Below are 25,436 nucleotides of genomic sequence, written 5' to 3' on the forward strand. Positions count from 1 at the left end.
TGTGCATTGTTAGGTAGGGTCCTGGTTTTCTTGGGGGGATTGCTTGTAGTGGTGCTGTTCGTGGCGCTGCTCGCTCCGCTCTTCATAGACTGGACCGATTTTCGCAAGAATTTTGAAGATCAGGCGAGCCGTATCATCGGTAAGAAAGTGACCGTTCACGGCACCGTCGATGCCCGCCTTTTGCCATTTCCCTCCGTGACATTGCATGACGTCCGCGTTGGCCAGGAGGCCGACGGGACGCCGCTAGTGCAGATCGCTCAGTTCTCCATGGATGCCGAGTTGGCACCGTTCCTGTCCGGCGAAGCACTGATCTTCGATATGCGCGTCTCCGAGCCGAAGGTGCGCCTGCGGTTGCTGAAGGACGGCACGCTCGACTGGATGCGCGGCAGCCAGCCGGAAATGCCCGCCAAGTCGGTCGTGCTGGAAAGCGTGCATGTCGATGGCGGCGATATCCAGTTTATCGATGAGCAATCCGGCCGCACCCGGCACATTACCGGTTTCAATGCGGAGATGTCCGCGAAGTCGCTCGCCGGTCCCTGGCGGATCGAAGGGGATGCGGCGCTCGATGGCGAGCACGGCAGTTTCACCATTTCCAGCAGCCAGCCGGACGATAGCGGCGTGTTGCGTGTCCGCACCCGGCTCAATCCGGATCGTCATCCTCTCATTGTCGATCTCGATGGCGAGTTGAAGCTGGTTGATCGCAAGCCGGATTATCTCGGTCTCTTTACCGCGGGGATCGAGGACAAGCAGGCGCGTAAAGCCGCGGATGAGCAAGCTCAACCCCGCGTCAAAGGCCGCTTCGAGCTGACCAACGAGCGCATCCGGATCCCTGAATATCGCTTGGAGGTCGGGGCGGCGGACGATCCTTACGTGGTGACCGGCGAAGCGACGCTGGATACCGGCACCAAGCCGGAATTCCTGCTGACCGCCGATGGCCAGCAGATCGACGTCAATCGCCTCGGTAATACTCAGGGCTCCAACGGCAAGACCAACCGCAATCCAGCCATCTCCGCGCGTCAGCGCCTGAACAACCTGATCGCGATTGCCGCCGAGGTCCCGATCCCGCAGGTGCCCGGCAAGGCGACATTCCGCCTGCCGGCGATCGTTGCCGGCGACACCACCATCCGCGACGTGCAGCTGGATCTGGAGCCTGCTGGAACCGGCTGGAAGATCGACCATGCGATCGGCATGTTGCCGGGGCGCACGCAGGTCGAGGCCACCGGTAAGCTCATGCTGCAGGGCGAGCCAAATTTCATCGGCAATCTCGTTGTCGCCTCCAACCAGCCGTCGGGCCTGGCGTCCTGGCTGGTGGGTTCGGTCGATCCATCGATCCGGCAGTTGCGGCAGGCCGGCTTCTCCGCCGATGTCAGCTTGCGGCATGAAGAGCAGCGCTTCGACAACCTTGAAATCGCCATCGGGTCGGCGACGCTCAAGGGCAAGCTGGACCGGCAGGCGCCAGATAAGCAGGCGCCGAAGCTTGCCGTCGATCTCAGCGGCGATGCGCTAGACCTTGATGCGCTGAGGGCGCTGACAGGCATGTTCACCGGTCAGGACGCCGGCGAAGCCTTGCTCGACCACCGGATTACGGCGCATTTGAAGGCAGATAAATTCGCCCTGTTCGGCGTACAGGCCGACAATGTCGAGACATCCTTTTCGATCACGGACGGAGCGTTGACGCTCGACAAGCTATCGGTGCGCGACGTTGCCGGGGCCGAGATCACGGCAACAGGGCGCGGCGATGGCTCGCTGCTGGACTACAAGGGGTCGGGCGAGATCACGTTCAAGGCGACCGACCCGGGTCCTTTCCTCGAAATGCTGAGCCAGCATCTGCCGCATCATCCGGTCATGGATCGGCTGGTGCGCAATGCTGCGTGGTACGGCAATACTGCGTTGCGTGGTGCGCTATCCCTCGGCGGTAATGAAGGTGACGGTGTGACGGTGACGCTCGCCGGCGTGTCTAACGGTAGCCGCGTCAATCTCGATTACCGCATGTCCGACCTGCTGGCGTTGACCGGCAAGGGCACGACGACGCTGGAGGCAACGCTTGAAAATTCTGTCACCTCGATCCTGTTCGGGCAGGCGGGGCTAGATCCGCTGCCCGTCGAAGCCGACGCCAATGGCCGCCTGACGCTGAAGGTGACGGCAGAGGGCACCGAACCGGCGGATGCGGCGCTGACCTTCGCGACCGACAAGACCTCGTTCACGGCCAACGGCAAGGTCGATGTCCGTCCCAGCGCCTTCCTCAACGGCAAGATCGCACTGTCGCTCGATAGCGCCGATCTCGATCCTTATTTCGTGATGAATGGTATTGGCGTGCCGCAGATGGGCACGGGACTGCCGGTCAAGTTCCAGGCGAATGCCGTGATCGATGCCGACAAGATCGCGCTCACCGACATGAAAGGCGATCTTGCCGACAACAATGTCTCTGGCGCGTTGACCTTCGATCGCAAGTCTCCGAACATCAAGGCGACCGGCGAACTGGCGCTCGACAAGGCGGATCTCGGCTGGCTGGGCGAAGCGATTTACGGGCCGATGACGGATGCTGCGACGGGCAACCTGACCAAGGCCAAGCTTGGGCTGCCGACGTTTAACGGGCTCGATCTCAACATCAAGCTGTCGGCCAAGCAGGTATGGCCGGGAATATTCGGTCCGATTTCCAATTTCAACGCCAATGCTGCCTATAAGGGCGAAGAGCTGCGGCTGAACGATATCGCCGGCGCGTGGAATGGCGGCACGCTCGCCGGTAATTTGATGCTCGCCAATTCCGATGGCACCGGGCTGATGCAGACGAAGCTCAATCTCACCAATGGCGATCTCGCGACCGTCGCCTGGCAGCGTGACGGCACGCCGCTGGCCACTGGCCGCTTTGGCCTGGATCTGAGCATGGAGACCAGTGGCAAGAGTATGGGTGAGCTTGCCGCCAATGCCAGCGGTTCCGGCGCGGCGAAGCTTGGCGAAACGCGCGTCCGCGGTCTCAATCTTTCGGTACTCCCACCGCTGTTGTCGGCGACGGACCAGATCCAGGGCGATATCACCGCAGACAAGGTGTTGCCGATCGTACAGACGCTGCTGAATAACGGCGAGGCGGTGTTGCCGGCGATGAGCATCCCCTTCAACATCTCGACCGGCGTCATCCGCGCCACCAATCTCAGCGCTGGCAACGATGTGGCGAAGCTGTCAGGCAGCGCCGAGATCAGCCTGCCGGATGAACGTATGCGCGGGTCGCTCGGCATCGATTTCAACGCCGGCAATGAGGTGTTGAATGGCGCCGAGCCGGCGCTGCGCCTCGACTTCGCCGGCCCGTTGGCAAGCCCCGGCCGAACGATGAATGTCACCGACATCACCAGCTTCCTGTCGCTGCGTGCCTTCGAGCGTGAGCGTCGGCGCGTCGAACGGCTTCAGGCGAGCGTATTGGAAAAGCAGCGGCTGCGGCGCGAGGTGGCGCTGTATAAATACACCGCCACTATGCGCGAAGCCCAGCGCCAGCGCGACGCGGCACTCGAGCAGCAGCGGAGCCTTGAAGAGCAGCGCCTAAGGGAACTGGCGCAAAAGGCTGCTGCCGAGAAGCAAGCGGAAGCTGCGGCCAAGGCGAAGGCCGATGCGGAAGCCCGCGCGAAGGCACAGGCGCAGCAATTGCCGGTTCTCAACGGACAGGGGCCGCAGAAAATTGCACCGCTGAATTTCAACGGCCTTCCCGGCATCGCCCAGTAGGGATGTCATCCGTTATATGATGCGCCCTGAAGGCGAAGGGCCGGGCGCTCCTTGTGCATTCGGCCGGGTGCGGCTTACTAAGCGCGTTCTTTCAGCCATTTCAGGACATAGAGCCGAAGCGCGGAGGAGAGATTGCTCTCCGGCTCCCGCCCGTCATCGATTTCGGAGATCAGCGCGGCAAGCGAGGTGCCGCGCGCTTTGGCGATTGCCTTTAGCTCGCTCCAGAACGCATCTTCAAGGGAAAAGCTTGTGCGGTGGCCATGCAACGTCGCGGAATGTTTGCGGATCATCGGTGGATCGATCAAAAAGCTCGGAAAGGGGGGAGGAATTCTGAAAATGATTCAAAGTACTGGAATAAACTGCTGATTTCGAAAGGACTTCGTTCGGCTCGGTAGGTTACTCGTCCGTCTTGGTCGGCTCGATGTGGCCGGCCTCGTGCGTTTGGGTGGCCTTGTCGTTGAGCGCCTTGGTCAGGTGCTTCTCCGCCTTGGTGCGGCCGAAGCTGATGCGATTTTGTTCCGCCTGCGTTTCCTTTTCGGAGCGGGCCTGTTTTTTCCGGAACTGACGCAGATTGACGATTTCGGCACTCATTGCTGTCCCCACGGACGATGCAGAAAGGGGAAGCTTTCGCTCCCCCAAGGATGTTATTGCTTCTTGCGGAATGCGTCTAGCGAGACGACCGAGCCAGGCTTTTTCTCTTCGCCTTCCTTCGCCTCTACCACCGGCTCTTCGCTGCCTTCGGCGGCCACCGGATAAGCGGTGATTTCGCCAGTCGGCATTTCCTCGTCATCGGCGAGCGGCACGTCGAACTCCAGCTCGAAATTCACCGATGGATCGTAGAAGCCGCGAATCGCATTGAAGGGGACGACCAGCTTTTCAGGCACGTCGGAGAAGGAAAGGCCAATCTCGAACAGGCTTTCGGTGATCTTCAGATCCCAGAATTGATGCTGGATGACGATGGTCATCTGTTCCGGATATTTCGACTTCAGGTGCTGCGAAATGCGAACGCCGGGCGCTCCGGTCAGAAAGGTAATGAAGAAATGATGGTCACCGGGCAGACGACCGGTGGCGCCGACCTCGGTCAACACCTTACGGATAACTCCACGCAGGGCGTCCTGTGCCAAAATGTCGTAGCGGATATGATCCTGCCCCATGCTTTCCTGTCTTTCGTTGGCCATGTTTTTTCTAAGGCTTATGCCACGCCGGGCGCAGACGGGAAAGCCCCCGCGCGAGTCATCGCCTGATCATACATAATATCGAAGATAGGGAGAAGGTGAAGGTTTCTGTTGCCAGGTACCTTCGAACCCCGCCTTAAGGTGCGAACCTTCAGGACTTGATTTGAAGTGTCACACCACCGTTAGGCAGCGAGACGAGCTTCCGCATAGTTGTCGTTTGCAACTACAATTTTAGCCCGATAACGGTGGTACAATGCCGAGCAAAAAGTCGATCTTTACGCCCTTGTCGATCCTATTTCGCCCCCATCAAAAGCCGGTCTGAAGCAAAGCTCGCCTGGCCGGTTTTTGGTGGAGGCGCCGGGTACCGCCCCCGGGTCCAATAGGTTTATTACATCGCTCGTTTATCGCCATAGCCGGCCCGAAGACCGGCATGGCTGATATAGTGTTTTCCTTGGGCGAAGGAAAGGGCAATTGTCATAAATGCGTCGCCTAGGCATCGCTTTGCCATGATAGTTGACCATCGGGAGCGAGAATTGCCGGGATTGCGCCTGGTTGCGGTTGGTTTTGCACCGACTTGCCATTAAATTAGTGGCCAATGGAATCGGCGACGGGGGCAATTGTTTTTACGGTTGCCCGGATCCTTCGCGGAAATGTCGGAGCTCAGAATGGTTCGCCACCCGGAATATCAATATCTCGACCTGATGGCGCACCTGCTCGAAAACGGTGATCGCCGGATCGACAGGACTGGTGTCGGCACGCTGAGCGGGCTCGGCGCGATGATGCGCTTCGATCTTTCCAAGGGCCAGCTTCCGGTGTTCACGACCAAGCGGGTCTATTGGAAACTCGCCGTCAAGGAGATGCTCTGGTTTCTGACCGGCGACACCAATATTCGCAATCTTCTGAAGCAGAATGTGCGGATATGGACCGACTGGCCGCTGGCCGCCTATCGCAAGGCGACGGGAGAGGCTATCAGCCAGGAGGACTTCGAGGCGCGGATACTGGCCGACGAGGCCTTTGCCGAGACATGGGGCGATCTAGGCCCTGTTTACGGGAAGCAATGGCGGCAGTGGCGTGATGCCGACGGCCAAGTGCATGATCAGATCGCGACGGTTATTGATCAGCTCAGGCATAATCCAAGCAGCCGCCGGATGATCTTCCATGCCTGGAATGTCGGCGAACTCGCCGGAATGGCGCTTCCTCCGTGTCACATGGTCTATCAGTTCCATGTCTCGAACCTGCCTTCTCCGGGCGAGACCAAGCGGCCGCGCCTGAGCCTGATGGTTTACCAACGCTCCTGCGACCTGTTTCTGGGAAATCCGTTCAATATCTGCCAGCAGGCTGTGTTGCTGGCCATGGTTGCCCAACAGGTGGACATGGACGTGGGTGAACTGGTCTGGGCGGGCGGCGACGTCCACATCTACCTCAACCATCTCGACGCGATCCGCGAGCAGCTGAGCCGGGAACCACGGCCATTTCCGACCCTGCGATTGCTCCGCCGGCCGGACAGCATCGACGATTACCGTATCGAGGATTTCGAGGTCAGCGACTACGAGCCCCATGCGGCGATAGCGGCGGAAGTTGCGGTTTAAATACCGTTATCCGCGCGGGCATATCCGGCGATAGCGTAAAAGTGAATTCAAGAACTGGCTTAAGTGTTTAGTCTGCTCTTCGTAGACACGAGGGGGGGGAGCGCCAATGACACGTCTGACCGCCAAGGATTTTCATCCGGAACTGCTGGAACTCTACGACTATTACGCCCATGGGAAAATCACGAAACGCGAGTTTCTTGATCGGGCGGGCAAGTATGCCGTGGGCGGTCTGACGGCCGCGGCGATCCTCGGGCTGATGAGCCCCAATTATGCGCTTGCGCAGCAGGTCGAGTTTACCGACCCTGACATCCTGCCCGAATATATCACCTATCCGTCGCCGCAGGGGAACGGAACCGTTCGGGCCTATTTCGTCCGGCCGGCTGCGGCCAAGGGGAAGGTGCCGGCAGTCGTTGTCGTGCATGAGAACCGGGGGCTGAACCCTTATATCGAGGATGTTGCGCGTCGCGTCGCCAAAGCGGGCTTCATCGCGCTTGCGCCGGATGGCCTGACCTCCGTCGGCGGCTATCCCGGCAATGACGAGAAGGGACGGGAGTTGCAGCAGCAGGTCGATCCGCAAAAGCTGATGAACGACTTCTTCGCCGCGATCGAGCTTCTCATGAAGCATGATGCCACGACCGGCAAGGTCGGCATTACCGGCTTCTGCTATGGCGGAGGCGTGTCGAATGCAGCCGCCGTTGCCTATCCCGAGCTGGCAGCGGCCGTACCTTTTTACGGCCGGCAGCCAAGGGCGGAGGATGTGCCGCGCATCAAGGCGCCCCTGCTGCTTCACTATGCGGGATTGGACAAAGGGATCAATGAGGGATGGCCGGACTATGAGGCGGCGTTGAAGGCTTCGAACAAAGTCTACGAGGCCCATATCTATCCCGACGTCAATCACGGCTTCCACAATGACTCGACGCCCCGCTATGACGAGGCTGCGGCCAAGCTTGCCTGGGACAGAACGATAGGCTGGTTCAAGCGCTATCTGGCTTGAGGGTTGGCGATTGCTGTTGGCATCCTTTCGTCAGGAAGCGTGCCGGCTGGCGACGAGGACCGCGCCGATTACCAGCAGCACGGCGCCGGTGATCTGCCAGACATTGTCGGATACCGGCATCTGCCCGGACCGTGCAGCATCGAATGCCAAGCCCGCGAGCAACTGACTGGCGACCAGCACCGCTATGGTCGGCGCCGCTCCCAGGCGCTGATAGCCCCAAATTCCAGCGAAAACGAAGAAGGAGCCCAGGAGGCCAGGCAGGAAGGTCCATGGCCGGATCGCATCAAGGGCTTCGGCAATGCCGGCGATGCCCTTGCGGGCAATGAGCAAGAGCAGAAGCGCCGTCAGTCCTACCGACGAATTGATGACGAGCGCGATCAGTACCGTGGAAACGGATTGCGTTATCCGCAGCATGAGAATGTTCTGCAGGACAAGCGAGATGCCGGCGACGGCGAGGGTAGCAAATACGATATAGCTCGACATGCCACAGCCCTTAGTCGGCTTGCATGGCATCGGGGTCCGTTCGCCGATCCAAAAGCAGTTGCAGAAAGGCAAGGTCGAGCCATCTCCCGAATTTGGTGCCCACTTCCGGCAGAAGGCCGACCTGCTTGAAGCCGAGCTTCTCATGCAGCCGGATCGAACCGGTGTTTCCAGCCTCGATGCCGGCGACCATGGCATGCTTTCCGATCGCTTTTGCCCGCCCGATCAATTCAATCATCAGCCCTTTGCCGACGCCGTTTCGGCGCTGATCATTTCTCACGTAGACCGAGTGTTCCACCGTATGACGATAGCCGTCGAAGGCGCGCCAATCGCCGAAAGACGCATAGCCGACGACATCCTCCCGGTCGTCGATAGCGACCAGCACCGGATAGCCCAGTTTCAGGCGATCTCGGAGCCATTCTCTCCGATTGTCGGCATCCACCTGCTTTTCATTCCAGATCGCGGCGGTATTGGCGACAGCGTCATTGTAGATTGCGGTGATGCCGTCGATGTCTGTGGCTTCCGCATCGCGAATTCGCATCGGTTCTTCCTTCGGGAATCTCATAAATTGGATAGCTGTGGTCGCTGGAGATGTATTTCGATACGTCGGATTTCTAGTGCTGTCTACTATATTAATACAAATATCTACTAAGATGAAAATCGACTTGCCCCGATAGGTGCAGCGATGCGGGCAGCCGGCAGATGAGCATTCTCGAAACCTGCTGGAATTTCAGATAGATTTTGGCCTAACTGATCACTCTACGGCTATTCCACCTTCGCCGGAACCAATCCATCTCCCGATGTCCTGATCGAAAGAGGGAAATAACCTCTCTCGATTGCTACGCGCGAAATTGTCCACTATAGTGGCATGTATGTCTCAGCTTGATAGTGTTGATAAACGCATAGGCACCCGCATCCGGATCGAACGCGAAAGCCGTGGTTGGTCGCTGACGGAACTTGCCGAAAGGTCTGCCGTCTCCCGCGCCATGATCCATAAGATCGAACGCGGCGACAGCAGTCCGACCGCCACTTTGCTCGGCAAGCTTTCCGGAGCGTTCGGCCTCAGCATGTCAACCTTGATGGCTCGCGCGGAAATGCATCAGGGGCGTCTCCTCAGGAAGGGAGATCAACCCGTATGGGTCGACCCGCAAACCGGCTATGAGCGGCGGCATATTTCCCCAAAGTCGGATTTGCCTCTGGATCTTGTTCGCATTGAGCTGCCGGCCGGAGCGGAAGTCTCGATGCCCGCGTCGGTCTATGCTTTTGCCCGGCAGCTTATCTGGGTTCTCGATGGAGATCTGGTATTCCTCGAGGGCGACACCAGGCACGGAATGTCTGCCGGCGATTGCCTTGAACTCGGTCCGCCGACAGATTGCGTGTTCAAGAATGAAAGTGAGTGGCCCTGCATCTATGCTGTGATTGTTCTGCGCAATTCGTAGAATGCGAATCGCCATCATAAGCAAATGCTATAATGGCGTGCCGACCCTTTGCCGCACGAGATCCAGAAACTGCTCCTGAGCCGCCGTTGGCATCCAGCCGGATCGCAGCGTCAGGCCGATGGGTCGCGCGGTGTGGTCGAGATTATAGGGCAGGGCCTTGATGAGCCCGCGTGTCAGCTCTGCTTCGGCCTGCAGATAGGAAATGCAGCCGAGATGATCGGTGCGATCCAGCAGTTCGCGCATGAGGATCAGCGATCCCGATTCGACGATGCTCGCTGGCCTTCGTCCAAGGCTGTCGAACATGGCGTCGAAATGCTTCCGGATCGGCGTTCCGCTCAAGCCCACCACCCAAGGGTAGGAGGCAAGCTCTTCAAGGGCGATATTGTCCTTCCCGATCAGCGGATGATCGCGGCCGGCGACCAGGACCAGCGTATCGGTGAAAAGCACGCGCTGTTCCACATCGCCAATCGGCGCGGGATCGCGCAGGGCGCCGATCAGAAAGTCGATCTCCCCGCGTCTGAGCCCGGCCAGAAGATCGGCATAGGGGCCTTCCACGACCTGGATCGGTATTTTGGGGCGAAGCGTGCGGAAGTTGGCGATTGCCTGCGGCAGGACATAGGATCTCGACAATGGCATTGCACCGATGACGATGCGTCCGGCCTCCTCGGACACCGTTTCGGCAAGATCGGCTTCAGCCTGGCTGAGTTCGGCGAAGGCAAGTCTTGCTGCCTGCGCGAGCGTCTGGGCCGTCCGCGTTGCGACGATGCCGTAGGACGTCCGCTCGAACAGCGGACGTGCCGCCTCCTGCTCGAGTTGGGTGACGGCGCGGTGCACGGTCGGCTGGGCAAGGCCGAGGCGGCGTGCGGCGAGGGTGAAATTCTCCATTTCGCGCACGGCAATCAGCGCCTGAAGTTGCGCCGTCGTCGCGGTGATGCGCAGCCGGGGGCTGAGATCGGACAGCGCCGGATCGAGATAGCCGAAAGCGCGTCGGACGCGCTTTGCAAGCACCTCGCCCTGCTTGTTCACGAACAGTCCCTGGGCGGTCCGCGTGAAGAGCGCCATGCCGACGCCGCGCTCGATTTTCGACAGGGCCTGGGTCACCGCCGGCTGCGACACATGACATAGTTCAGCAGCCTTCGTCACCGAGGCCGTATCGACGACCATCAGGAAGACCCTGAGATGGCGAAGATTGTGCTGTAGCTCCGGCTCTGACGACTGTGCGGAATTCAAGACAGGAGGTGCTCCAATATCAGGTCGACGCGCTCGGTCAGCGAGAGATCGGCGGCGCTGAGGCCAAGATTTCCGATTCGACGCTGCCAGTCGACCGCGGATGATGCCATTCCGTCGGGAAGACCGAGATCGCGAAGCGTCACCGCCACTTCTTCCATCTCTGCCGCGCGCCGCGTTCCGTGCACCATCATTCGCTCGAGGTTGTAGGACGAACGGGCAGCCCAGTCGATCCCCGGATCGGACGCCTGCAAGGACGCCAGAACGGCATCCTCCACGCCCGCCCGGCGTGCCGCCAAAACGCATTCGGCGGTGAGCGCCTCGAACCCCTTGATCATGACGGAGCGGAGCATCTTGATCGAGGATGCCTGTCCGATTGTGTCGCCGGCGACGCGGGCATTCATTCCGAGACGTGTCAGCAAGGCTTCAGCTTTTGCCGCGTCGCTGCCGGCCAGCAGGAGAGGGGTGCGATGGCGGGCGGGATAGACCGGCGCCATCACCGCCACGTCGACGTAGCGGGCGCCGGCTTCTTCGACGATTTTCGCGGCGGCCACCTTTGTCGAAGGCGAACACGAGTTGCAGTCGAGATAAAGTGCGTCTTTCTCGAGGTAGGCGGCCACCATTTTGGCGGCTTCGAGCGCGCGGTCGGCTGTCACCAGGCTGAAGACTGCTCTTTTGCCGGTGGTGGCCTCGCGCGGGCTCTCGCCGGATAGCACTTCCAGCCGTGCGCAGGCATCAAGCAGGCCCCGGCGATGATCGCTACTTTTTATCTTGATATCGAAGGTAGTGATGGGAGCTTTGATCGGGCTGCCTTCGACAGTTTTCCAGCCGGCGACAAAGGCTTGCGCTGCTTCCCCAAACCCGATGAGTGCGATCGTCGACATGCTGCCGGTTCCTCGTGCGAACATTCAGCCTAACAAAGGTATAGCGAAAACTTATCATGAGGACCGCGACATCGCCGCGATCCTCAGATTGTACGACCCTGGCTCAGTGTGCCGGATCCTTGACGTTGTCGTAGGTCTGGAACTCGACGTTGTACAGTTCTCCACCGACCTTCTCGACCTTGCGCATGTAGATATCCTGCACGATATCGCGGGTTGCGGGATCGATTGAGATCGGGCCTCGTGGGCTCTGCAACTGCATTCCCTTCGCTGCATTGACAAAGGTATCGCCTGTCGCATCGCCCTTGGTCTTGTCGAGGGTCTTGTAGATCAGGTCGAGGGCATCCCAGGCGGCGACTGCGACCATGTTGGGGCGCATGCCGTCATTGGCCTTCTTGAAGGCTTCCACGAAAGCCTTGTTCTCAGGCGAATCGTGGCTTGCCGAATAGGGGCCGCCGGTGATGACGCCGATGGTCGGATCACCCATATTGTTCAGGAGATCGTCGTCCGTGACGTCGGCCATGGCGATGACCTTGATGCCGGACTTGTCGAGGCCGCGCTCGACGAACTGCTTCATGAAGGCGGCACCCGCGCCGGTCGGAACGAAGACGAAGAGCGCTTCCGGCTTTTCATCGGCCGCGCGTTGCAGGAAGGGCGCAAAGTCCGGATTGGCAAGCGGAACCTTCAGCTTCGAAACGACCGTGCCGCCATTGGCCTCGATGGTCTTCTGGAACCACTTTTCCGCATCGGCGCCCGGGCCATAGTCCGAGACGATGCTGACGAATTTCTTCGCGCCGTTTTCCGGAGCCCATTTGCCGATGACGCTGGCCATCTGCGGGACGGTCCACGATGTCCGGAGAATGTAGGGCGAGGCATCCACGATTGACGACGTCGCGGCCACCATGATGACCTGCGGGATCTTGGCGCGCTTGGATAGCTGTGCGACGGAAAGGGCCGCGGGCGTGTTGCCGAAGCCGGTCAGGATGGATACCTTGTCGTTGGTCACCAGTTCCTGTGAGAGGCGTAGCGCGTTGTCGGCGGCGCTGCCGTCGTCCTTGACGATCAGCTCGACTTTCTTGCCACCGGCGGTATCGCCCTTGGTCGCGACATAGGTCTTGATCGCGGCGCTGATCTGCCGACCGTTGGACTGGAATCCGCCGGTGAGCGGGATGACGACGCCGACCTTGACGGTGTCCTGCGCAAAACTCATTGCGGGCGCCCCGATCAAGCTGATCGCGGCAATGGCGCCTAGCGCCAGTTTCTTAATGCTCATGTCTCTCCTCCAGTTGTAAAATCGATGTGGTGTGGACGTAGTTCAAACCGGCCCTCTTTCCGGCGTGGACTTGGGCGATCAGTGTTTTCGTTGTGCGGAGCCTGGCGTTGCGGGCGCCGATGTCCCCGCGCCGACCCCAAGGAATTTGCCCAGTGTCGAGCTGTCCTGTGCCAAGGCGGTACTGCTTCCGGAATAGGCGACCGCACCACGCTCGAGGATCACGGCCTTGTCGGTGATCGCGAGAATTTGCTGCGCATGCTGCTCGACGATGATGGCGGCCATGCCCTCATCGCGGACGATGCGCCGGATAGCGGCGAGCAGCTCTTCCACGATGATCGGCGCCAATCCCTCCGTCGGCTCATCGAGCAGCAATATCTTCGGATTGAGAACGAGCGCGCGGGCGATCGATAGCATCTGCTGTTCGCCGCCTGACAGTTGGTTACCGTAATTGTTCCGGCGTTCCTCCAGCCTCGGGAAGAGCAGATAGACCGCCTGAAGGCTCCATTTGCCGGGACGGGCGACCGCCGTGATGTTTTCCTCGACCGTCAGTGACCTGAATATGCCCCGCTCCTGCGGCACCCAGCCGACACCCGCCTCGACGCGACGTTCTGGCGTCATGCGCTCAATGCTCTGACCGCCAACGGTGACTTTGCCGCTGTGATAGCGTGTCAGGCCGACGATGCTGTTGAGTGTCGTCGTCTTGCCAACGCCGTTGCGGCCGAGGAGCGCTACGGCTTCTCCCTGGGCGACCGAGAGGCTGATGCCGTGTAAAATGACGGCCTTGCCATAGCCCGCTTTCAGGCCGTCCAACATCAAGAGCTCAGGCATGGTGCGCCCCTCCGAGATAAACTTCCTTGACCCGGGGATCCGTCGAAATCTCGTCGACGGTGCCTTCTGCGAAGAGTGCGCCGGCGACGAGAACGGAGATCCGGTCGGCGAAATTGAAGACCAGGTCCATGTCGTGTTCGATCAGCAGGATCGAGACGTCGGTTGGCAGGGCCGCCAGCCTTGCCAGAACCTCATGCCGGTCGGCCTCCGGCACGCCGGCAGCCGGTTCGTCGAGCAGAAGAACTTTGGGCTTGCAGGCAATCGCCATGGCGATTTCGAGAAGTCGCTGCTTGCCGTAGGGCAGGCCGGAGCATGGCTGGTCGAGGACCGTATCCAGACCGAAGTCCTGGACCAGGCCGGCAATCTCGTCCTCGATGCCCGGAAGCTTTCCGGCGAGACGAAACCAGTCCTTGCCATGTCCTTGCCGCTCGCTGATGACGAGGCCCAGGCTTTCCACAACGGTCAGATCGCCGAAAAGCTGATTGATCTGAAACGTCCGGACCAGGCCGCGATGCACGCGCTTTTCGCGCTTGAGCGACGATACGTCCTCGCCATTCAGCAGGATCTGCCCGCTGGAAGGCGCGAGCACGCCGGTCAGAAGATTGATAAGCGTTGTCTTGCCTGCGCCGTTGGGCCCGATCAGTGCATGGCGAGCACCGCTTTCCAGGCGGAACGAAACGTCGGTCGTGGCCTTCAGCGCACCGAACATCTTGTTGAGCTGTTTTGTCTCAAGAACAGCAGCGGTCATGGTGCCCTCCTGGTCGAAGTACGGCCTCTGAAGAGGTTGCCGCGAATGGTGGTGAGGCGGGCGGAGAGCGAAAGCACAAGCTGACGGGGGCGATCGCGTCCGATGAGGACGAAGACGACCAGGAGCATGCCGAGCCAGAACTGCCAGTATTGCGGCGTAAGCGACGACAGCCCGTCCTGGATCAGCTCATAGACCAGAGCGCCGATGATGCCACCGTAAAGATAGCCCGTTCCGCCGATGACCAGGATCATCAGGCCATCAGCGGATTTCTGGAACGACAGTGCGTCTAGCGAGATGAATTGCTGTGTCTGGGCAAACAGCGCGCCGGCGATCCCGGCATAGGCGCCAGAGAGCGTGTATATGGCGACGAGCCGCGCGTTGACGGGAACGCCGACTGCCGAAGCGCGCAGCGGATTGTCCCGGATTGCCTTCAGCGAATAGCCGAAAGGGGAGGATACGATCAGTCGCGCCAGGAGGAACAGCACGAACAGCACGGCAAGGCTGTAGGCATAGCCCGTATGTCCGTAAATATCGAAATCGAAGATGCCGAAGAGCGGATTGATAATGATCCCTTGCAGGCCGTCGGCGCCACCGGTCAGCCAGTTGGCCTGATTGGCGATTTCGGCAAAGACGGCGGCAACGCCAAGCGTTACCATCAGCCGTGTCAGGTCGCCGCCGCGCAGCAGCAGGAAGCTCGTCAGGAAGGCAACGACCGCACCCGAGAGCGCCCCGACGACCAATCCAGACAGCGGCTCACCGGTGACATGGATCGAGAAGAGGCTGCTTGCATAGGCGCCGACGCCATACATCGCCGCCTGACCGAGGGAGACGATGCCGGCATAGCCGAGGATCAGGTCGATCGAGAGAGCGAGAATGGCGAAGCCGACAATCTCGGTCAGGATCAGATGCTGGTTGGGGAAGAGGAACCAGGAGGCGACAGCCAGAGCCCAGAACGCCAGCTCAAGGACGCTCCAGCGCGCCGAGCGCCTCATGACATCAGATACCCGCTGCTTCAGGGCAGGGATTGCGGAATGAGGTATCTGCATCAGCCGGCCCTCGCGAAGAGACCCTGGGGTCGGACGACCAGCACCGCCACGAGGATGATATAAATGATGAAACCGCCGAGCGACGGCACATAATATTTGCCGAGAACGTCCGCGACGCCGAGCAGGATGGAGGCACAGAGAGGGCCATACATGCTGGACGTGCCGCCGACGGAGACGACGATCAGGAAGTAGACCATGAACTTCAGCGGAAATGTCGGGTCGAGACCGAGGATTTCGGCCCCAAGCGCGCCGCCAAGTCCGGCGAGGCCGGAGCCGACCGCGAAGGTCACGGCAAAAATCGTGTTGACGTGAATGCCGACGCCGCGGGCGACACGCCGGTCGTCCACCGATGCGCGCAGCCTGCTGCCGAAGCGCGTGCGGGCGAGGGTCATTTGCAGTGCAACGGCGAGCGCGCCGCAGACGAGGATGAGAAAAGCACGATAGACACCGATGCCGACGCCGAGCACATCGACGCGGCCGCGCAGAAAATCCGGCAGGTTGAGGATCTGCTGCTGCGATCCCATGACATAGTCGATCCCAGCAACCGCCATGAAGACGATGCCGATCGAAAACAGCACCTGATCGAGCGGCGTCTTGTCATAGAGGCGGGCGTAGAGCGTCTTTTCGAGAATGACCCCGGCAATCGCCGTGGCAATGAAGGCGATCGGCAGTGTCAGCAGAAAGGGAACACCCCATCTGTTGGTCAAAATGACGGTGACATAGCCGCCGGCCATCGCGAACGCGCCATGCGCCAGATTGATGAAGTTCATCAATCCCAAGGTGACCGCCAGTCCGCACGAGAGCACGAACAACAGCATGCCATAGGCGAGGCCGTCGAATAAAAGGGTTAGCATTTTTCCTCCCTGTCCCGGATAGCGCTCCTCGAAGACCGCCAGATTTGGCTGTTTCTCCCGAACGCATCTTTCGCAGGACCTTTTGGGTCTTGAATGGTGATTAGCCATGACGGGAAGCGGGGCAGTTGCCCATTTCAAAATGGTCGCTTCCTCATAAGAAAAAGCTATAGGCACCTTGTCGGGAGTGCGGGTCTGCCTGCGCGGCTATAGCCAAAACTTATCGGCGAGGCATCAAATCCAAATTGGCAAAAGGCCCCCTCCGGCGTGAAATCACGCGCAATTCGGAAGGAGATCCCATGTCGGAACAAAAGACTGCACTTGTCATCAGCGCACACGCGGCTGACTTCGTATGGCGCTGCGGCGGCGCGATCGCGCTGCATGCGGAGCTTGGTTATAAGGTGACCGTCGTTTGCCTGTCTTTCGGCGAGCGGGGAGAATCCGCCAAGCTCTGGAAACAGCCGGGCATCACGCTCGAGCAGGTCAAGGCGGCGCGACGGGCGGAATCGGAAAAGGCGGCCAAGGCCCTCGGCGTACACGACCTCATCAGTTTTGACCTCGGCGACTATCCGCTTCGCCTGACCGATGAAGACAAGTATCGCCTGGTCGACGTGATCAGGAAGGTACAGCCGGCCTTCATGCTCAGCCATTCGCAATACGATCCCTACAATACCGACCATATGTATGCGACGCAGGTTGCCCTTGAGACCCGGATGATCGCGCAGGCCTGGGGTCATAATCCGGGTGAGAAAGTGCTCGGCGCACCGCAGCTTTACCTGTTCGAGCCGCATCAGACCGAGCAGATGGGCTGGAAGCCCGATGTCTTCCTCGACATTACGTCGGTCTGGGACAAGAAGCGCGCCGCCATCGAATGCATGGAGGGGCAGGAGCATCTTTGGGAGTTCTACACCCGCGTTGCCCAGAACCGCGCCAATCATTTCCAGCGCAATTCGGGCGGCCAATCGGGCGGTCGCGCCTCGAAATATGCAGAGGGTTTCCAGTCGGTCTTCCCACGCACGGTCGATGAGCTCTAATGAGCTCTCGAGAGGAGCGTGACATGGAACTCTGTTGTGATATCGCCCATCTGGCGCATGTGGAGATGTACTCCGACAAGTTCGAGGAAAGCCTCGACTTCTTCGTGAACGTCTATGGGCTGACGGTTGCCGGTCAGGACGAGCAGTCGGCCTATCTGCGGGCGTGGGACGATTACGAGTTCCACACGCTGAAGCTCACCCGGCATCACACCACGGGTGTCGGGCACATCGCCTACCGCGTGTCATCCGAGGCTGCATTGGAGCGGCGCGTCAAGGCGATCGAGGCGAGCGGCTTCAAGCTTCTCGGCTGGGTCGATGGTGATCTCGGTCATGGCCGCGCGTTCCGGTTCGAGGATCCGTTCGGTCATGTGTTCGAGATCTATTGGGACACCGTTCGCTATTCGCCGCCCGAGCACGAAAAACCGGCGCTGAAGAATGTCGCGCAGCGATATCATGCGCGCGGCTGCCATCCGCGTCGTCTCGATCATCTGAACTTGTTGGCCTCGGACGTTGTCGAGTTTCGGCGCTTCATGGAGACCTGCCTAGGCTCCCGCGTGACGGAGATGATCCAGCTCGACAATGGCAGGCTTGGCGGTTGCTGGTTCACCGTCAACAACAAGACCTACGATCTTGCCTGCACGGAGGAGCACGGCGGCGGAGGCGGGCGTCTTCATCATGTGACCTACGCCACCGACAGCCGCGAAGAAATATTGCGCGCCGCCGACATCTTTCTCGAGAACGGCGTGCACATCGAAACTGGCCCGCACAAGCATGCGATCCAGGGCACGTTCTTCCTCTACGTCTGGGAGCCTGCCGGCAACCGGGTGGAGCTCGCCAATTCCGGTGCGCGCCTGATCCTGGCTCCGGATTGGAAGCCCGTGGTCTGGACGGAGACGGAGAGAAAGAAGGGGCAGGCCTGGGGCTTGAAGACGATCGAGACATTTCACACCCACGGGACGCCCCCGGTTAAAAAGCAAGGAGACGCGTAATGGGTATTGTTGTGCAGGACATCGCCCGGGTTCGGCAGGATGTGATCGACCGGCTGGCCTATGCCGGGGTTGCGACCGTGCATGAGGCGCAGGGCCGCAAGGGTATGCTCGCCAGCTATATGCGTCCGATCTATGCCGGCGCGCAGATTGCCGGCTCAGCCGTGACCATCTCGGCTCCTCCCGGCGACAACTGGATGCTGCATGTGGCGATCGAGCAGTTGAAGCAGGGGGATATCCTCGTTCTCGCGCCGACATCGCCCTGTGATAACGGCTATTTCGGCGATCTGCTTGCGACCTCGGCATCGGCGCGCGGATGCAAGGGCCTGATCATCGACGCCGGCGTCCGTGACATTCGCGATCTCACGCAGATGGGTTTTCCGGTGTGGTCGAAGGCGGTGTCGGCTCAGGGCACCGTCAAGGAGACTTTGGGCTCCGTCAACGTCCCGGTGGTCTGTGCCGGTGCCTATATCGAGGCCGGCGATGTCATCATCGCTGACGACGACGGTGTCTGCGTCGTCAAGCGGGAGGAGGCGGAAGCGGTTGTTGCCGCAGCGGAGACTCGCCTGGCCAATGAGGAGGCCAAGCGCAAGCGGCTTGCTGCCGGAGAACTCGGGCTTGATATCTACGGGATGCGGCCGACTCTGCTGGCAAAGGGGCTGAAATATGTATGAGGACGGTATCCCTTGCCTGTGGATGCGAGGGGGCACCTCCAAGGGCGCATATTTTCTCGCCGGACATCTTCCGGCGGATCCCGCCGAACGGGATGCACTGCTGCTGAAAATCATGGGATCGCCGGACCCCCGGCAGATCGACGGGATCGGTGGAGCCGATCCGTTGACGTCGAAGGTTGCCGTGCTGTCGCCTTCGACGCGCGCCGATGCGGATGTGGACTATCTGTTCCTTCAGGTTTTCGTGGATCAGGCTGTTGTCAGCGATGCGCAGGGGTGCGGCAACATTCTCGCCGGCGTTGGACCGGCGGCCATCGAGCGTGGTCTCGTCAGGTCGAACGACGGCGTTACCGAGGTCCGCATCCACATGCTGAACTCCGGTGAGGTGGCGGTCGCTCGAATAGAGACACCGGGCGGTCGTGTGAATTATGCCGGCACGACCGAAATTGCTGGTGTTCCCGGTAGTCATGCGGCCGTCCCGTTGCTGTTCATGAATATAGCCGGCTCAATGTGCGGCGCGCTGCTGCCGACCGGGAACGAGGTCGATGTCATCGACGGGATAGAGGCAACTCTCATCGACAACGGTATGCCCTGCGTCATCATGCGGGCCGCCGACTTCGGGTTGACGGGGGAGGAGACCCGTGAGGCAATCGAAACCAATGCCGAGCTGAAATCCCGGATCGAAGCCATCCGCCTGAAGACGGGGCCGATGATGAACCTTGGCGATGTCAAAGCCGCCTCTGTCCCGAAGATGACCTTGGTGTCGGCCCCAAAGCATGGCGGCGCGATCTCGACGCGGAGCTTCATCCCGCACCGGGTTCATGCGTCCGTCGGCGTTCTCGCCGCCGTTACGGTCGCGACCGCAACGCGCCTTGCGGGCAGTCCTGCTGCGGAACTGGCGACGGCTCCATCCGATGGGCGCTATCTGATCGAGCATCCGACCGGCGCGATGGAGGTCTTTCTGGATATCGGCGACGACGGCTCGATCAAGGGGGCGGGGACGGTCAGGACAGCGCGAAAGCTGTTTGATGGCCGGGTCTTCGCTGGATGATCTAAGTTAGGTCAAGCAGACGACGCGCTGGCGACTAGAGTTCGGGATTACCGATTAAGATTGGTGCAAGATGAGAGAGGTGCCGGCGACCGCGAGGTTGCCGGCATTTCCGTTTCAGAGGCACGGAAGCGAACACCAGTACCGATTTTGCACGGCGATCGGGGTTGACGCTTATGCGTGGTCACGGCTCTGGAAATAATACTGCTTGCTATGGAAATTTTGGGAAACAATCCCGTCGAAATTTTGCTCTCTATTTGAAATATTACATGAATATCGAAATTGAATGCGGCCAATATGAGTGCATGCTCGATAAAAAGATATGATAAGTATGCATTATTATATCCGCGGGTTCGATTTTATAATTTAGATTATTAAGATCAAGCGCAAACCTTCTTTACGGATTGTTGCATCCGCCGCCGTAATTGTGGCACGTTACACTTCGGACAGTATTCGCGCGCTATATCGACATGCGTTCTGCGATGTAGTCGCTGGAAGGACTTTGATGACAAAAATTGCTGCCATTATACCTTTTTTCCAACGCAAAAGCGGCTTTCTGACTGCGGCCGTACAATCCATTATTGGCCAGAGGTTGCCGGATAACGTCAGGGTTCATATCATCATCGTGAACGACGAATCCCCCGTAGATCCGCTGTCTGAAATCTCGCATCTGCAGTTTCCGGAGAATGTCAGTTTTGAAATAATAGCGCAGCAGAATGCCGGCCCGGCAGCGGCCAGAAACAATGCGCTTGATGCCGTTCCCGCAGAGACGGAGTTTGTCGCCTTTCTTGATTCCGATGATGTCTGGTTCGAAGATCATCTCAGGACCGCCATGAGGGCGCTTGGCGACGAAGGCGTATTCTACTTCAGCGACAATTATGAAGACAGGCCCGTTACGACTTTCGAGAAAACCAAGTATTTCAGCCGCGCCGCCAGTGCCGGCGATTGGGAGATTGTCGAGCCCGCTTTGAATATCTTCCAGTTCAAGCCGAGATTGGCGTTCAAGGCCTTTATCAGAGAATATATCTCGCAGACCTCCACCGTTGTTTACAGATTTTCCAGATTCAGGGATCTGCGGTTCGATTCCGATCTGCGCTATTCCGGTGAGGATTATTTCTTCTGGCTTTCGATCGCCAATAGCGGATCGCCGGTGACATTTTCGAGCAATGTGAATGGGGATCGGGACAAGGGCGTCTCCGTTTATCGCGACGCCTATTCCTGGGACAGCCCGAAGGTTCTAGTCCGCCTGCTCGGCAACCTTCTGTTCTGGAAAAGGGTAGGTGCGAGTTTCAAGCTCGATGACGACGACAGACAGATTCTGGACGAGCATATCAACAAGACGAGAATGGGTATCTCCTATCTCATCATGCGCAACAGTCGCCGCGATCGTGCCAAGAGCGTAGGGGCCATCTTCAGCTTTTTGAAAATGGACCCGCTCGGCATCGCGCAGAGTCCGGCCTTGATCATGAAGGCTATCGGTCTTGCCAGGAAAGGTCTCTTGGAGTTCTAGGCCGGACCCTGGCTCTCAAGGCGTCGATCGGCACAGCCCGTTCATCTCGTGAAGTTGACTTACATCCCCGCGCATTTTTATTTACGAATAGGCCCGAAGCTATCCCTCGTCGTTTCGCGCCTTACCCGCCATGTATTCCGCGAGGTCCCAGATAGCCTTCATCTTTAAACAAGGGGAAGGAGATCGCTGATGGATATCGGAGTCATTGGAGCCGGTGCGATGGGGAGCGCCATTGCGGGGCGATTGGTCGAGGGTGGCGCTCACGTTCTCACTTATGTTGAAGGTCGCTCGGCTGAGACTGTCGAGCGGGCAAAGGCAGTGGGCATGAAGGCCGTCGGGCTGGATCGCCTTGTCGAGGCCGACATCATCCTTTCCATCGTTCCGCCCGCGGAGGCTATTGGCGTGGCCGAGCTTCTATCCGCCGCGTTGCGACGCCGTGGCAGGACGACCACATTCATAGACTGCAATGCGATCTCGCCGAAGACGATGGCGCAGGTTGCTTCGGTTTTCGGTGGCGACTGTGGCGAAGTCCTGGACGGATCGATCATCGGTGCGCCGCCGAAGTCTGGCCAGAAAGGCCCCAAGCTCTACGTCAGCGGCGATGCCGCAAACAGGAGCGGCATGCTGGCCGACCATGGGCTTCAGGTGCGCCGCATCGATGGGGGGATTGGGGCTTCGTCGGCACTGAAGATGTGTTATGCCGGCATCAACAAAGGCGTCACGGGCCTCGGCACCGCCATGCTGCTTGCCGCGATCAGGTCCGGAGCGGATGAGGGTCTGAAACGGGAGCTCCAGGAAAGTCAATCCGACCTTGACCGCAAGTTTGCCCAGAGCATTCCGGACATGTATCCGAAAGCCTATCGCTGGGTTGCGGAAATGGAAGAGATCGCCGAATTCCTCGGCGAGGATGATCCCGCCGCCCTGATCTTCAGGGGCATGGCCGGCCTCTATCGCAAGATGGCTGAGGACCGGGAGGCAGGCGGTGTGCTTGCCGGCGAATTGGATCGTCTCAACGTCGGCGCTTGAGGTTGTAGCAGGACCGGCATTTTTGCCTGCATAGCCGCGGATATCAGCTTGCAAGGCGGTGAGCCCGACGCGCATATGAGGTTGTCGATCGCCGAGCGAGGGAGAAGGATGAGCGAACCAATCAAAACCATCGTCGTTGCCGTATCGAGCAACGGCATCATCGGCCGCGACGGCGACATGCCCTGGCGGCTGTCGTCCGACCTCAAGCGCTTCAAGGCTCTGACGCTCGGCAAGCCCGTTATCATGGGGCGCAAGACGTTTCAATCGATCGGCAAGCCGCTGCCGGGCCGTCCGAATGTGGTGATTACGCGTGATAGCGGCTTTTCTGCCGAGGGCGTGACAGTCGTGCATTCGCTGGATGACGCTATCGATGTCGCGGCTGATCTCGCCGCAGAAAGCGGCGCGGATGAAATCTGCATCCTCGGCGGCGGCGAGATTTATCGGCAGGCGATGAGCCATGCCGACCGGTTGCTGATCACCCATGTGGAAGCCGATGTGGACGGCGATACGTCCTTTCCGGTGATCGATCCGGCCGTGTGGGTGGTTGATAGCGAGCTCGCCGTGCCGGCGGGCGAGAAGGACAATTATCCAACACGGTTTGTTCGCTACTTCAGGAGACCAGCGTAAAAGCTGCACTCAGAAAGCAACTATTTTCCAATAAATCCGAGGAACTTCCTAAAGTTGCGTTGAAAGCAGGTGTGTCGATACCTATAACGGGGCAATCGCCATCATCTGTGACGTTCGTACTGCGAACGACAAAGTTTGGTGTGATGATTGGGAGTTCACTAACAAAGAGGTTTTGATGCCCTGGAGCAATCAGAATGGCGGCGGCGGCCCATGGGGCGGCGGCGGCAGCGGAGGCGGCGGCGGAAATAATCAAGGGCCATGGGGGCAGGGACCGAACCGGCCTCGTGGTAACGGCGGTGGTGGGCCTCCGGACCTTGAAGACATTATTCGTCGTGGCCAGGACCGGCTGAAGGGGCTCGTTCCCGGCGGTTTCAACGGCGGTGCTTTTCTTATTGTCGCGGCGGTCATTGCCGTTTTCTGGCTTATTCAGTGCGTCTATACGGTTCAGCCGGATGAACGCGGTGTTGAATTGCGGTTCGGCAAGCCCCGCGCCGAAGTATCCATGCCCGGCCTGCATTTCCATTTCTGGCCGATGGATCGCGTCGAGATCGCCAAGGTTACCGAGCAGCAGCGCAATATCGGCGGGCGTTCGGGTTCCGGCTCCAATGCCGGTCTGATGCTGACGGGCGACCAGAACATCGTCAATGTTCAGTTCTCGGTGCTCTATACCGTCACCAATCCACAGGCCTATCTGTTCGAGGTTGAAAGCCCCGATGAGACTTTGCAGCAGGTCGCCGAAAGCGCCATGCGCGAAGTGGTCGGCCGTCGTCCGGCCCAGGACATCTACCGTGACAATCGCCAGCAGGTCGCTGTCGAGGTGAGAAACATCATTCAGGACACGATGGATCGCTATAGCGCCGGCATTTCCATCAATGCCGTGCCGATCGAAGACGTGTCTCCGCCGCGCGAAGTAGCCGATGCCTTCGACGAGGTGCAGCGCGCCGAGCAGAACGAAGACCAGCAGGTACAAGAGGCTAATCAATACGCCAACCAGAAGTTGGGTCAGGCTCGTGGTGGCGCCGCCCAGATTCGCGAAGAGGCCGCTGCCTATAAGGATCGTGTCGTCAAGGAAGCTCAGGGTGAAGCGCAGCGTTTCATCTCGATCTACGACGAATACGTCAAGGCGCCGGATGTGACCCGCAAGCGGTTGTTCCTCGAAACCATGGAGTCCGTTATCGGCAATTCCAACAGCATCATCATCGACGACAAGCAGAGCGTCTTGCCCTACTTGCCGCTGAATGATCTCGGCAAGTCCACGACGCAGACGGGCGGCAAGCCTGCAACTGCAGTTCAGCCGGAGGCCAAATAATGACGTCCAGCCGTTTGCCAACCATTCTCATCGCGCTCGCGGTGCTGCTGTTGATCGTTTATTCCTCGGTTTTCGTGGTCAATGCCCGCGAGCAGGCGATCGTTCTGCGCTTCGGTCAGATCCGCGAAGTCAAGACCGAGCCGGGCCTATACTTCAAGCTGCCTTTCGCCTTCATGGATGCTGATCGGGTGCAATATATCCAGGATCAGGAACTGCGCTTCGATCTGGACAATATCCGTGTCCAGGTTTCGGGCGGCAAGTTCTATGAGGTCGACGCCTTCGTCGTCTACAGGATCACCGATGCGCGGAAATTCCGCGAGACGGTATCCGGCGATCGCGATGCGGCGGAATCACGCCTCAGAACCCGCCTCGACGCCTCGCTGCGCCGGGTCTACGGTCTGCGCGGTTTCGAAGCCGCTCTCTCCGAAGAGCGCGCCTCGATGATGACGGAAGTCCGCGACGATCTGCATCGCGATGCGGAGACCCTCGGTCTCAACATCGAGGATGTTCGCATCCGCCGCACCGACCTGACCCAGGAAGTGTCGCAGCAGACCTACGACCGCATGAAGGCCGAACGTCTGGCGGAAGCGGAACTGATCCGCGCCCGGGGTAATGAAGAAGGCCAGCGCCGCCGTGCTGTCGCCGACCGTCAGGTTGTCGAGATCATCGCGGACGCGCAGAAGGATTCGGAAATCCTGCGCGGTCAGGGCGAAGCCGAACGCAATGGCATCTTTGCCGATGCTTCCACGCGTGATCCGAGCTTCTACGAGTTCTATCGCTCGATGGCCGCCTATCGCACGTCGTTCGGCTCGGGCGGCAAGACACTGGTACTGCCGCCGAACCAGTCGGAATTCTTCAAGTATTTCGACAGTTCGGCCGGCTCGGCTACCACGTCAGCACCGGCTAAGCCGTGAACGGTGAAACTCGCAAATCGGCGAGCGACATATAGCTGAAATTCGAGGGGCTGCCGGTTGGCGGCCCCT

25 protein-coding genes and 1 other RNA gene are annotated in these 25,436 nt (G+C 59.6%); 13 read left to right on the forward strand and 13 right to left on the reverse strand.

Going from position 1 to position 25,436, the window contains the following annotated elements; translation table 11 throughout:
• The first annotated feature begins 6 nt into the window (after positions 1-6).
• Positions 7-3,711 (forward strand): AsmA family protein, encoded by a 3,705-nt coding sequence (locus RRH01S_RS01710; RefSeq protein WP_042469739.1) that lies wholly within the window; start codon positions 7-9, stop codon positions 3,709-3,711.
• Between the two features lie 77 nt (positions 3,712-3,788).
• Here RRH01S_RS01710 and RRH01S_RS01715 read toward each other — a convergent pair whose 3' ends face one another.
• The 4 genes from RRH01S_RS01715 to ssrA form a co-directional block, all read right to left on the reverse strand.
• Entirely contained in the window at positions 3,789-4,001 is a 213-nt protein-coding gene (locus RRH01S_RS01715) for a ribbon-helix-helix domain-containing protein (RefSeq protein ID WP_007697059.1), read from the reverse strand.
• A gap of 106 nt (positions 4,002-4,107) precedes the next feature.
• Entirely contained in the window at positions 4,108-4,302 is a 195-nt protein-coding gene (locus tag RRH01S_RS01720) for a DUF4169 family protein (RefSeq protein ID WP_042469742.1), read from the reverse strand.
• A gap of 53 nt (positions 4,303-4,355) precedes the next feature.
• Positions 4,356-4,865, reverse strand: a complete 510-nt coding sequence (locus RRH01S_RS01725; RefSeq protein ID WP_012651785.1) for an SspB family protein — start codon at positions 4,863-4,865, stop codon at positions 4,356-4,358.
• A gap of 118 nt (positions 4,866-4,983) precedes the next feature.
• Positions 4,984-5,355: a transfer-messenger RNA gene (ssrA, locus tag RRH01S_RS33345) on the reverse strand.
• A 196-nt stretch (positions 5,356-5,551) separates the two neighbouring features.
• Between ssrA and RRH01S_RS01730 the strand changes: the two genes are divergently transcribed.
• Together RRH01S_RS01730 and yghX are read left to right on the forward strand one after the other, a co-directional pair.
• Entirely contained in the window at positions 5,552-6,475 is a 924-nt protein-coding gene (locus tag RRH01S_RS01730; RefSeq protein WP_012651783.1) for a thymidylate synthase, read from the forward strand.
• A gap of 106 nt (positions 6,476-6,581) precedes the next feature.
• Positions 6,582-7,469 (forward strand): YghX family hydrolase, encoded by an 888-nt coding sequence (gene yghX / locus RRH01S_RS01735; protein WP_012651782.1) that lies wholly within the window; start codon positions 6,582-6,584, stop codon positions 7,467-7,469.
• 30 nt (positions 7,470-7,499) lie between these two features.
• Here the strand turns inward: yghX and RRH01S_RS01740 are convergent, their stop codons facing one another.
• Positions 7,500-7,952: a DMT family transporter gene (locus RRH01S_RS01740; protein WP_012651781.1), complete on the reverse strand. Its 453-nt coding sequence runs from the start codon at positions 7,950-7,952 to the stop codon at positions 7,500-7,502.
• A 10-nt stretch (positions 7,953-7,962) separates the two neighbouring features.
• Positions 7,963-8,490, reverse strand: coding sequence for a GNAT family N-acetyltransferase (locus RRH01S_RS01745; protein WP_034517976.1), 528 nt, complete (start codon positions 8,488-8,490; stop codon positions 7,963-7,965).
• Positions 8,491-8,821: 331 nt separating this feature from the next.
• Here RRH01S_RS01745 and RRH01S_RS01750 point away from each other — a divergent pair, with 331 nt between their 5' ends.
• Positions 8,822-9,388 carry a helix-turn-helix domain-containing protein gene (locus tag RRH01S_RS01750; protein WP_034517978.1) on the forward strand — a complete coding sequence of 189 codons (567 nt, stop codon included), beginning with the start codon at positions 8,822-8,824 and terminating at the stop codon, positions 9,386-9,388.
• A gap of 27 nt (positions 9,389-9,415) precedes the next feature.
• On the opposite strand, the gene RRH01S_RS01755 is transcribed toward RRH01S_RS01750, so the two are convergent.
• The 7 genes from RRH01S_RS01755 to RRH01S_RS01785 all read right to left on the reverse strand — a co-directional run bounded on the left by RRH01S_RS01755 (position 9,416) and on the right by RRH01S_RS01785 (position 16,245).
• Positions 9,416-10,618: a LysR family transcriptional regulator gene (locus tag RRH01S_RS01755; protein WP_012651778.1), complete on the reverse strand. Its 1,203-nt coding sequence runs from the start codon at positions 10,616-10,618 to the stop codon at positions 9,416-9,418.
• A complete protein-coding gene (locus tag RRH01S_RS01760) occupies positions 10,615-11,499 on the reverse strand; it encodes an NAD(P)-dependent oxidoreductase (RefSeq protein WP_012651777.1) in 885 nt (294 codons plus the stop codon). The genes RRH01S_RS01755 and RRH01S_RS01760 overlap by 4 nt, the downstream gene beginning before the upstream one ends.
• 103 nt (positions 11,500-11,602) lie before the next feature.
• On the reverse strand, positions 11,603-12,769 hold the full coding sequence (locus tag RRH01S_RS01765; RefSeq protein ID WP_012651776.1) for an ABC transporter substrate-binding protein: 1,167 nt from the start codon (positions 12,767-12,769) through the stop codon (positions 11,603-11,605).
• Between the two features lie 78 nt (positions 12,770-12,847).
• Entirely contained in the window at positions 12,848-13,597 is a 750-nt protein-coding gene (locus tag RRH01S_RS01770) for an ABC transporter ATP-binding protein (protein ID WP_042469745.1), read from the reverse strand.
• On the reverse strand, positions 13,590-14,345 hold the full coding sequence (locus RRH01S_RS01775) for an ABC transporter ATP-binding protein (protein ID WP_012651774.1): 756 nt from the start codon (positions 14,343-14,345) through the stop codon (positions 13,590-13,592). Before RRH01S_RS01775 ends, RRH01S_RS01770 begins: the two co-directional genes overlap by 8 nt.
• Positions 14,342-15,391, reverse strand: a complete 1,050-nt coding sequence (locus RRH01S_RS01780; protein ID WP_042469747.1) for a branched-chain amino acid ABC transporter permease — start codon at positions 15,389-15,391, stop codon at positions 14,342-14,344. Before RRH01S_RS01780 ends, RRH01S_RS01775 begins: the two co-directional genes overlap by 4 nt.
• A complete protein-coding gene (locus RRH01S_RS01785; protein WP_042469750.1) occupies positions 15,391-16,245 on the reverse strand; it encodes a branched-chain amino acid ABC transporter permease in 855 nt (284 codons plus the stop codon). Before RRH01S_RS01785 ends, RRH01S_RS01780 begins: the two co-directional genes overlap by 1 nt.
• Before the next feature lie 296 nt (positions 16,246-16,541).
• Here RRH01S_RS01785 and RRH01S_RS01790 point away from each other — a divergent pair, with 296 nt between their 5' ends.
• The 9 genes from RRH01S_RS01790 (at position 16,542) to hflC (ending at position 25,367) form a co-directional block, all read left to right on the forward strand.
• Positions 16,542-17,276 (forward strand): PIG-L deacetylase family protein, encoded by a 735-nt coding sequence (locus RRH01S_RS01790; RefSeq protein ID WP_042469752.1) that lies wholly within the window; start codon positions 16,542-16,544, stop codon positions 17,274-17,276.
• Positions 17,277-17,299: 23 nt separating this feature from the next.
• Positions 17,300-18,265: a VOC family protein gene (locus RRH01S_RS01795; protein WP_042469754.1), complete on the forward strand. Its 966-nt coding sequence runs from the start codon at positions 17,300-17,302 to the stop codon at positions 18,263-18,265.
• Positions 18,265-18,936 (forward strand): 4-carboxy-4-hydroxy-2-oxoadipate aldolase/oxaloacetate decarboxylase, encoded by a 672-nt coding sequence (locus RRH01S_RS01800; protein WP_042469755.1) that lies wholly within the window; start codon positions 18,265-18,267, stop codon positions 18,934-18,936. Before RRH01S_RS01795 ends, RRH01S_RS01800 begins: the two co-directional genes overlap by 1 nt.
• Positions 18,929-19,984 carry a 4-oxalomesaconate tautomerase gene (locus RRH01S_RS01805; protein ID WP_042469756.1) on the forward strand — a complete coding sequence of 352 codons (1,056 nt, stop codon included), beginning with the start codon at positions 18,929-18,931 and terminating at the stop codon, positions 19,982-19,984. Before RRH01S_RS01800 ends, RRH01S_RS01805 begins: the two co-directional genes overlap by 8 nt.
• A 502-nt stretch (positions 19,985-20,486) precedes the next feature.
• Entirely contained in the window at positions 20,487-21,491 is a 1,005-nt protein-coding gene (locus RRH01S_RS01810; protein ID WP_042469758.1) for a glycosyltransferase family 2 protein, read from the forward strand.
• Positions 21,492-21,680: 189 nt separating this feature from the next.
• Positions 21,681-22,517, forward strand: coding sequence for an NAD(P)-dependent oxidoreductase (locus tag RRH01S_RS01815; RefSeq protein ID WP_042469760.1), 837 nt, complete (start codon positions 21,681-21,683; stop codon positions 22,515-22,517).
• Between the two features lie 108 nt (positions 22,518-22,625).
• On the forward strand, positions 22,626-23,144 hold the full coding sequence (locus RRH01S_RS01820) for a dihydrofolate reductase (protein WP_042469762.1): 519 nt from the start codon (positions 22,626-22,628) through the stop codon (positions 23,142-23,144).
• 175 nt (positions 23,145-23,319) lie between these two features.
• Complete coding sequence (gene hflK / locus RRH01S_RS01825; RefSeq protein ID WP_012651765.1) at positions 23,320-24,453, forward strand: FtsH protease activity modulator HflK; 1,134 nt, start codon at positions 23,320-23,322, stop codon at positions 24,451-24,453.
• Positions 24,453-25,367 (forward strand): protease modulator HflC, encoded by a 915-nt coding sequence (hflC, locus tag RRH01S_RS01830; RefSeq protein ID WP_007696987.1) that lies wholly within the window; start codon positions 24,453-24,455, stop codon positions 25,365-25,367. Before hflK ends, hflC begins: the two co-directional genes overlap by 1 nt.
• The last annotated feature ends 69 nt before the right edge of the window (positions 25,368-25,436 follow it).

Source organism: Rhizobium rhizogenes NBRC 13257 (genome assembly GCF_000696095.1).
GTDB classification, from domain to species: Bacteria; Pseudomonadota; Alphaproteobacteria; order Rhizobiales; family Rhizobiaceae; genus Rhizobium; species Rhizobium rhizogenes.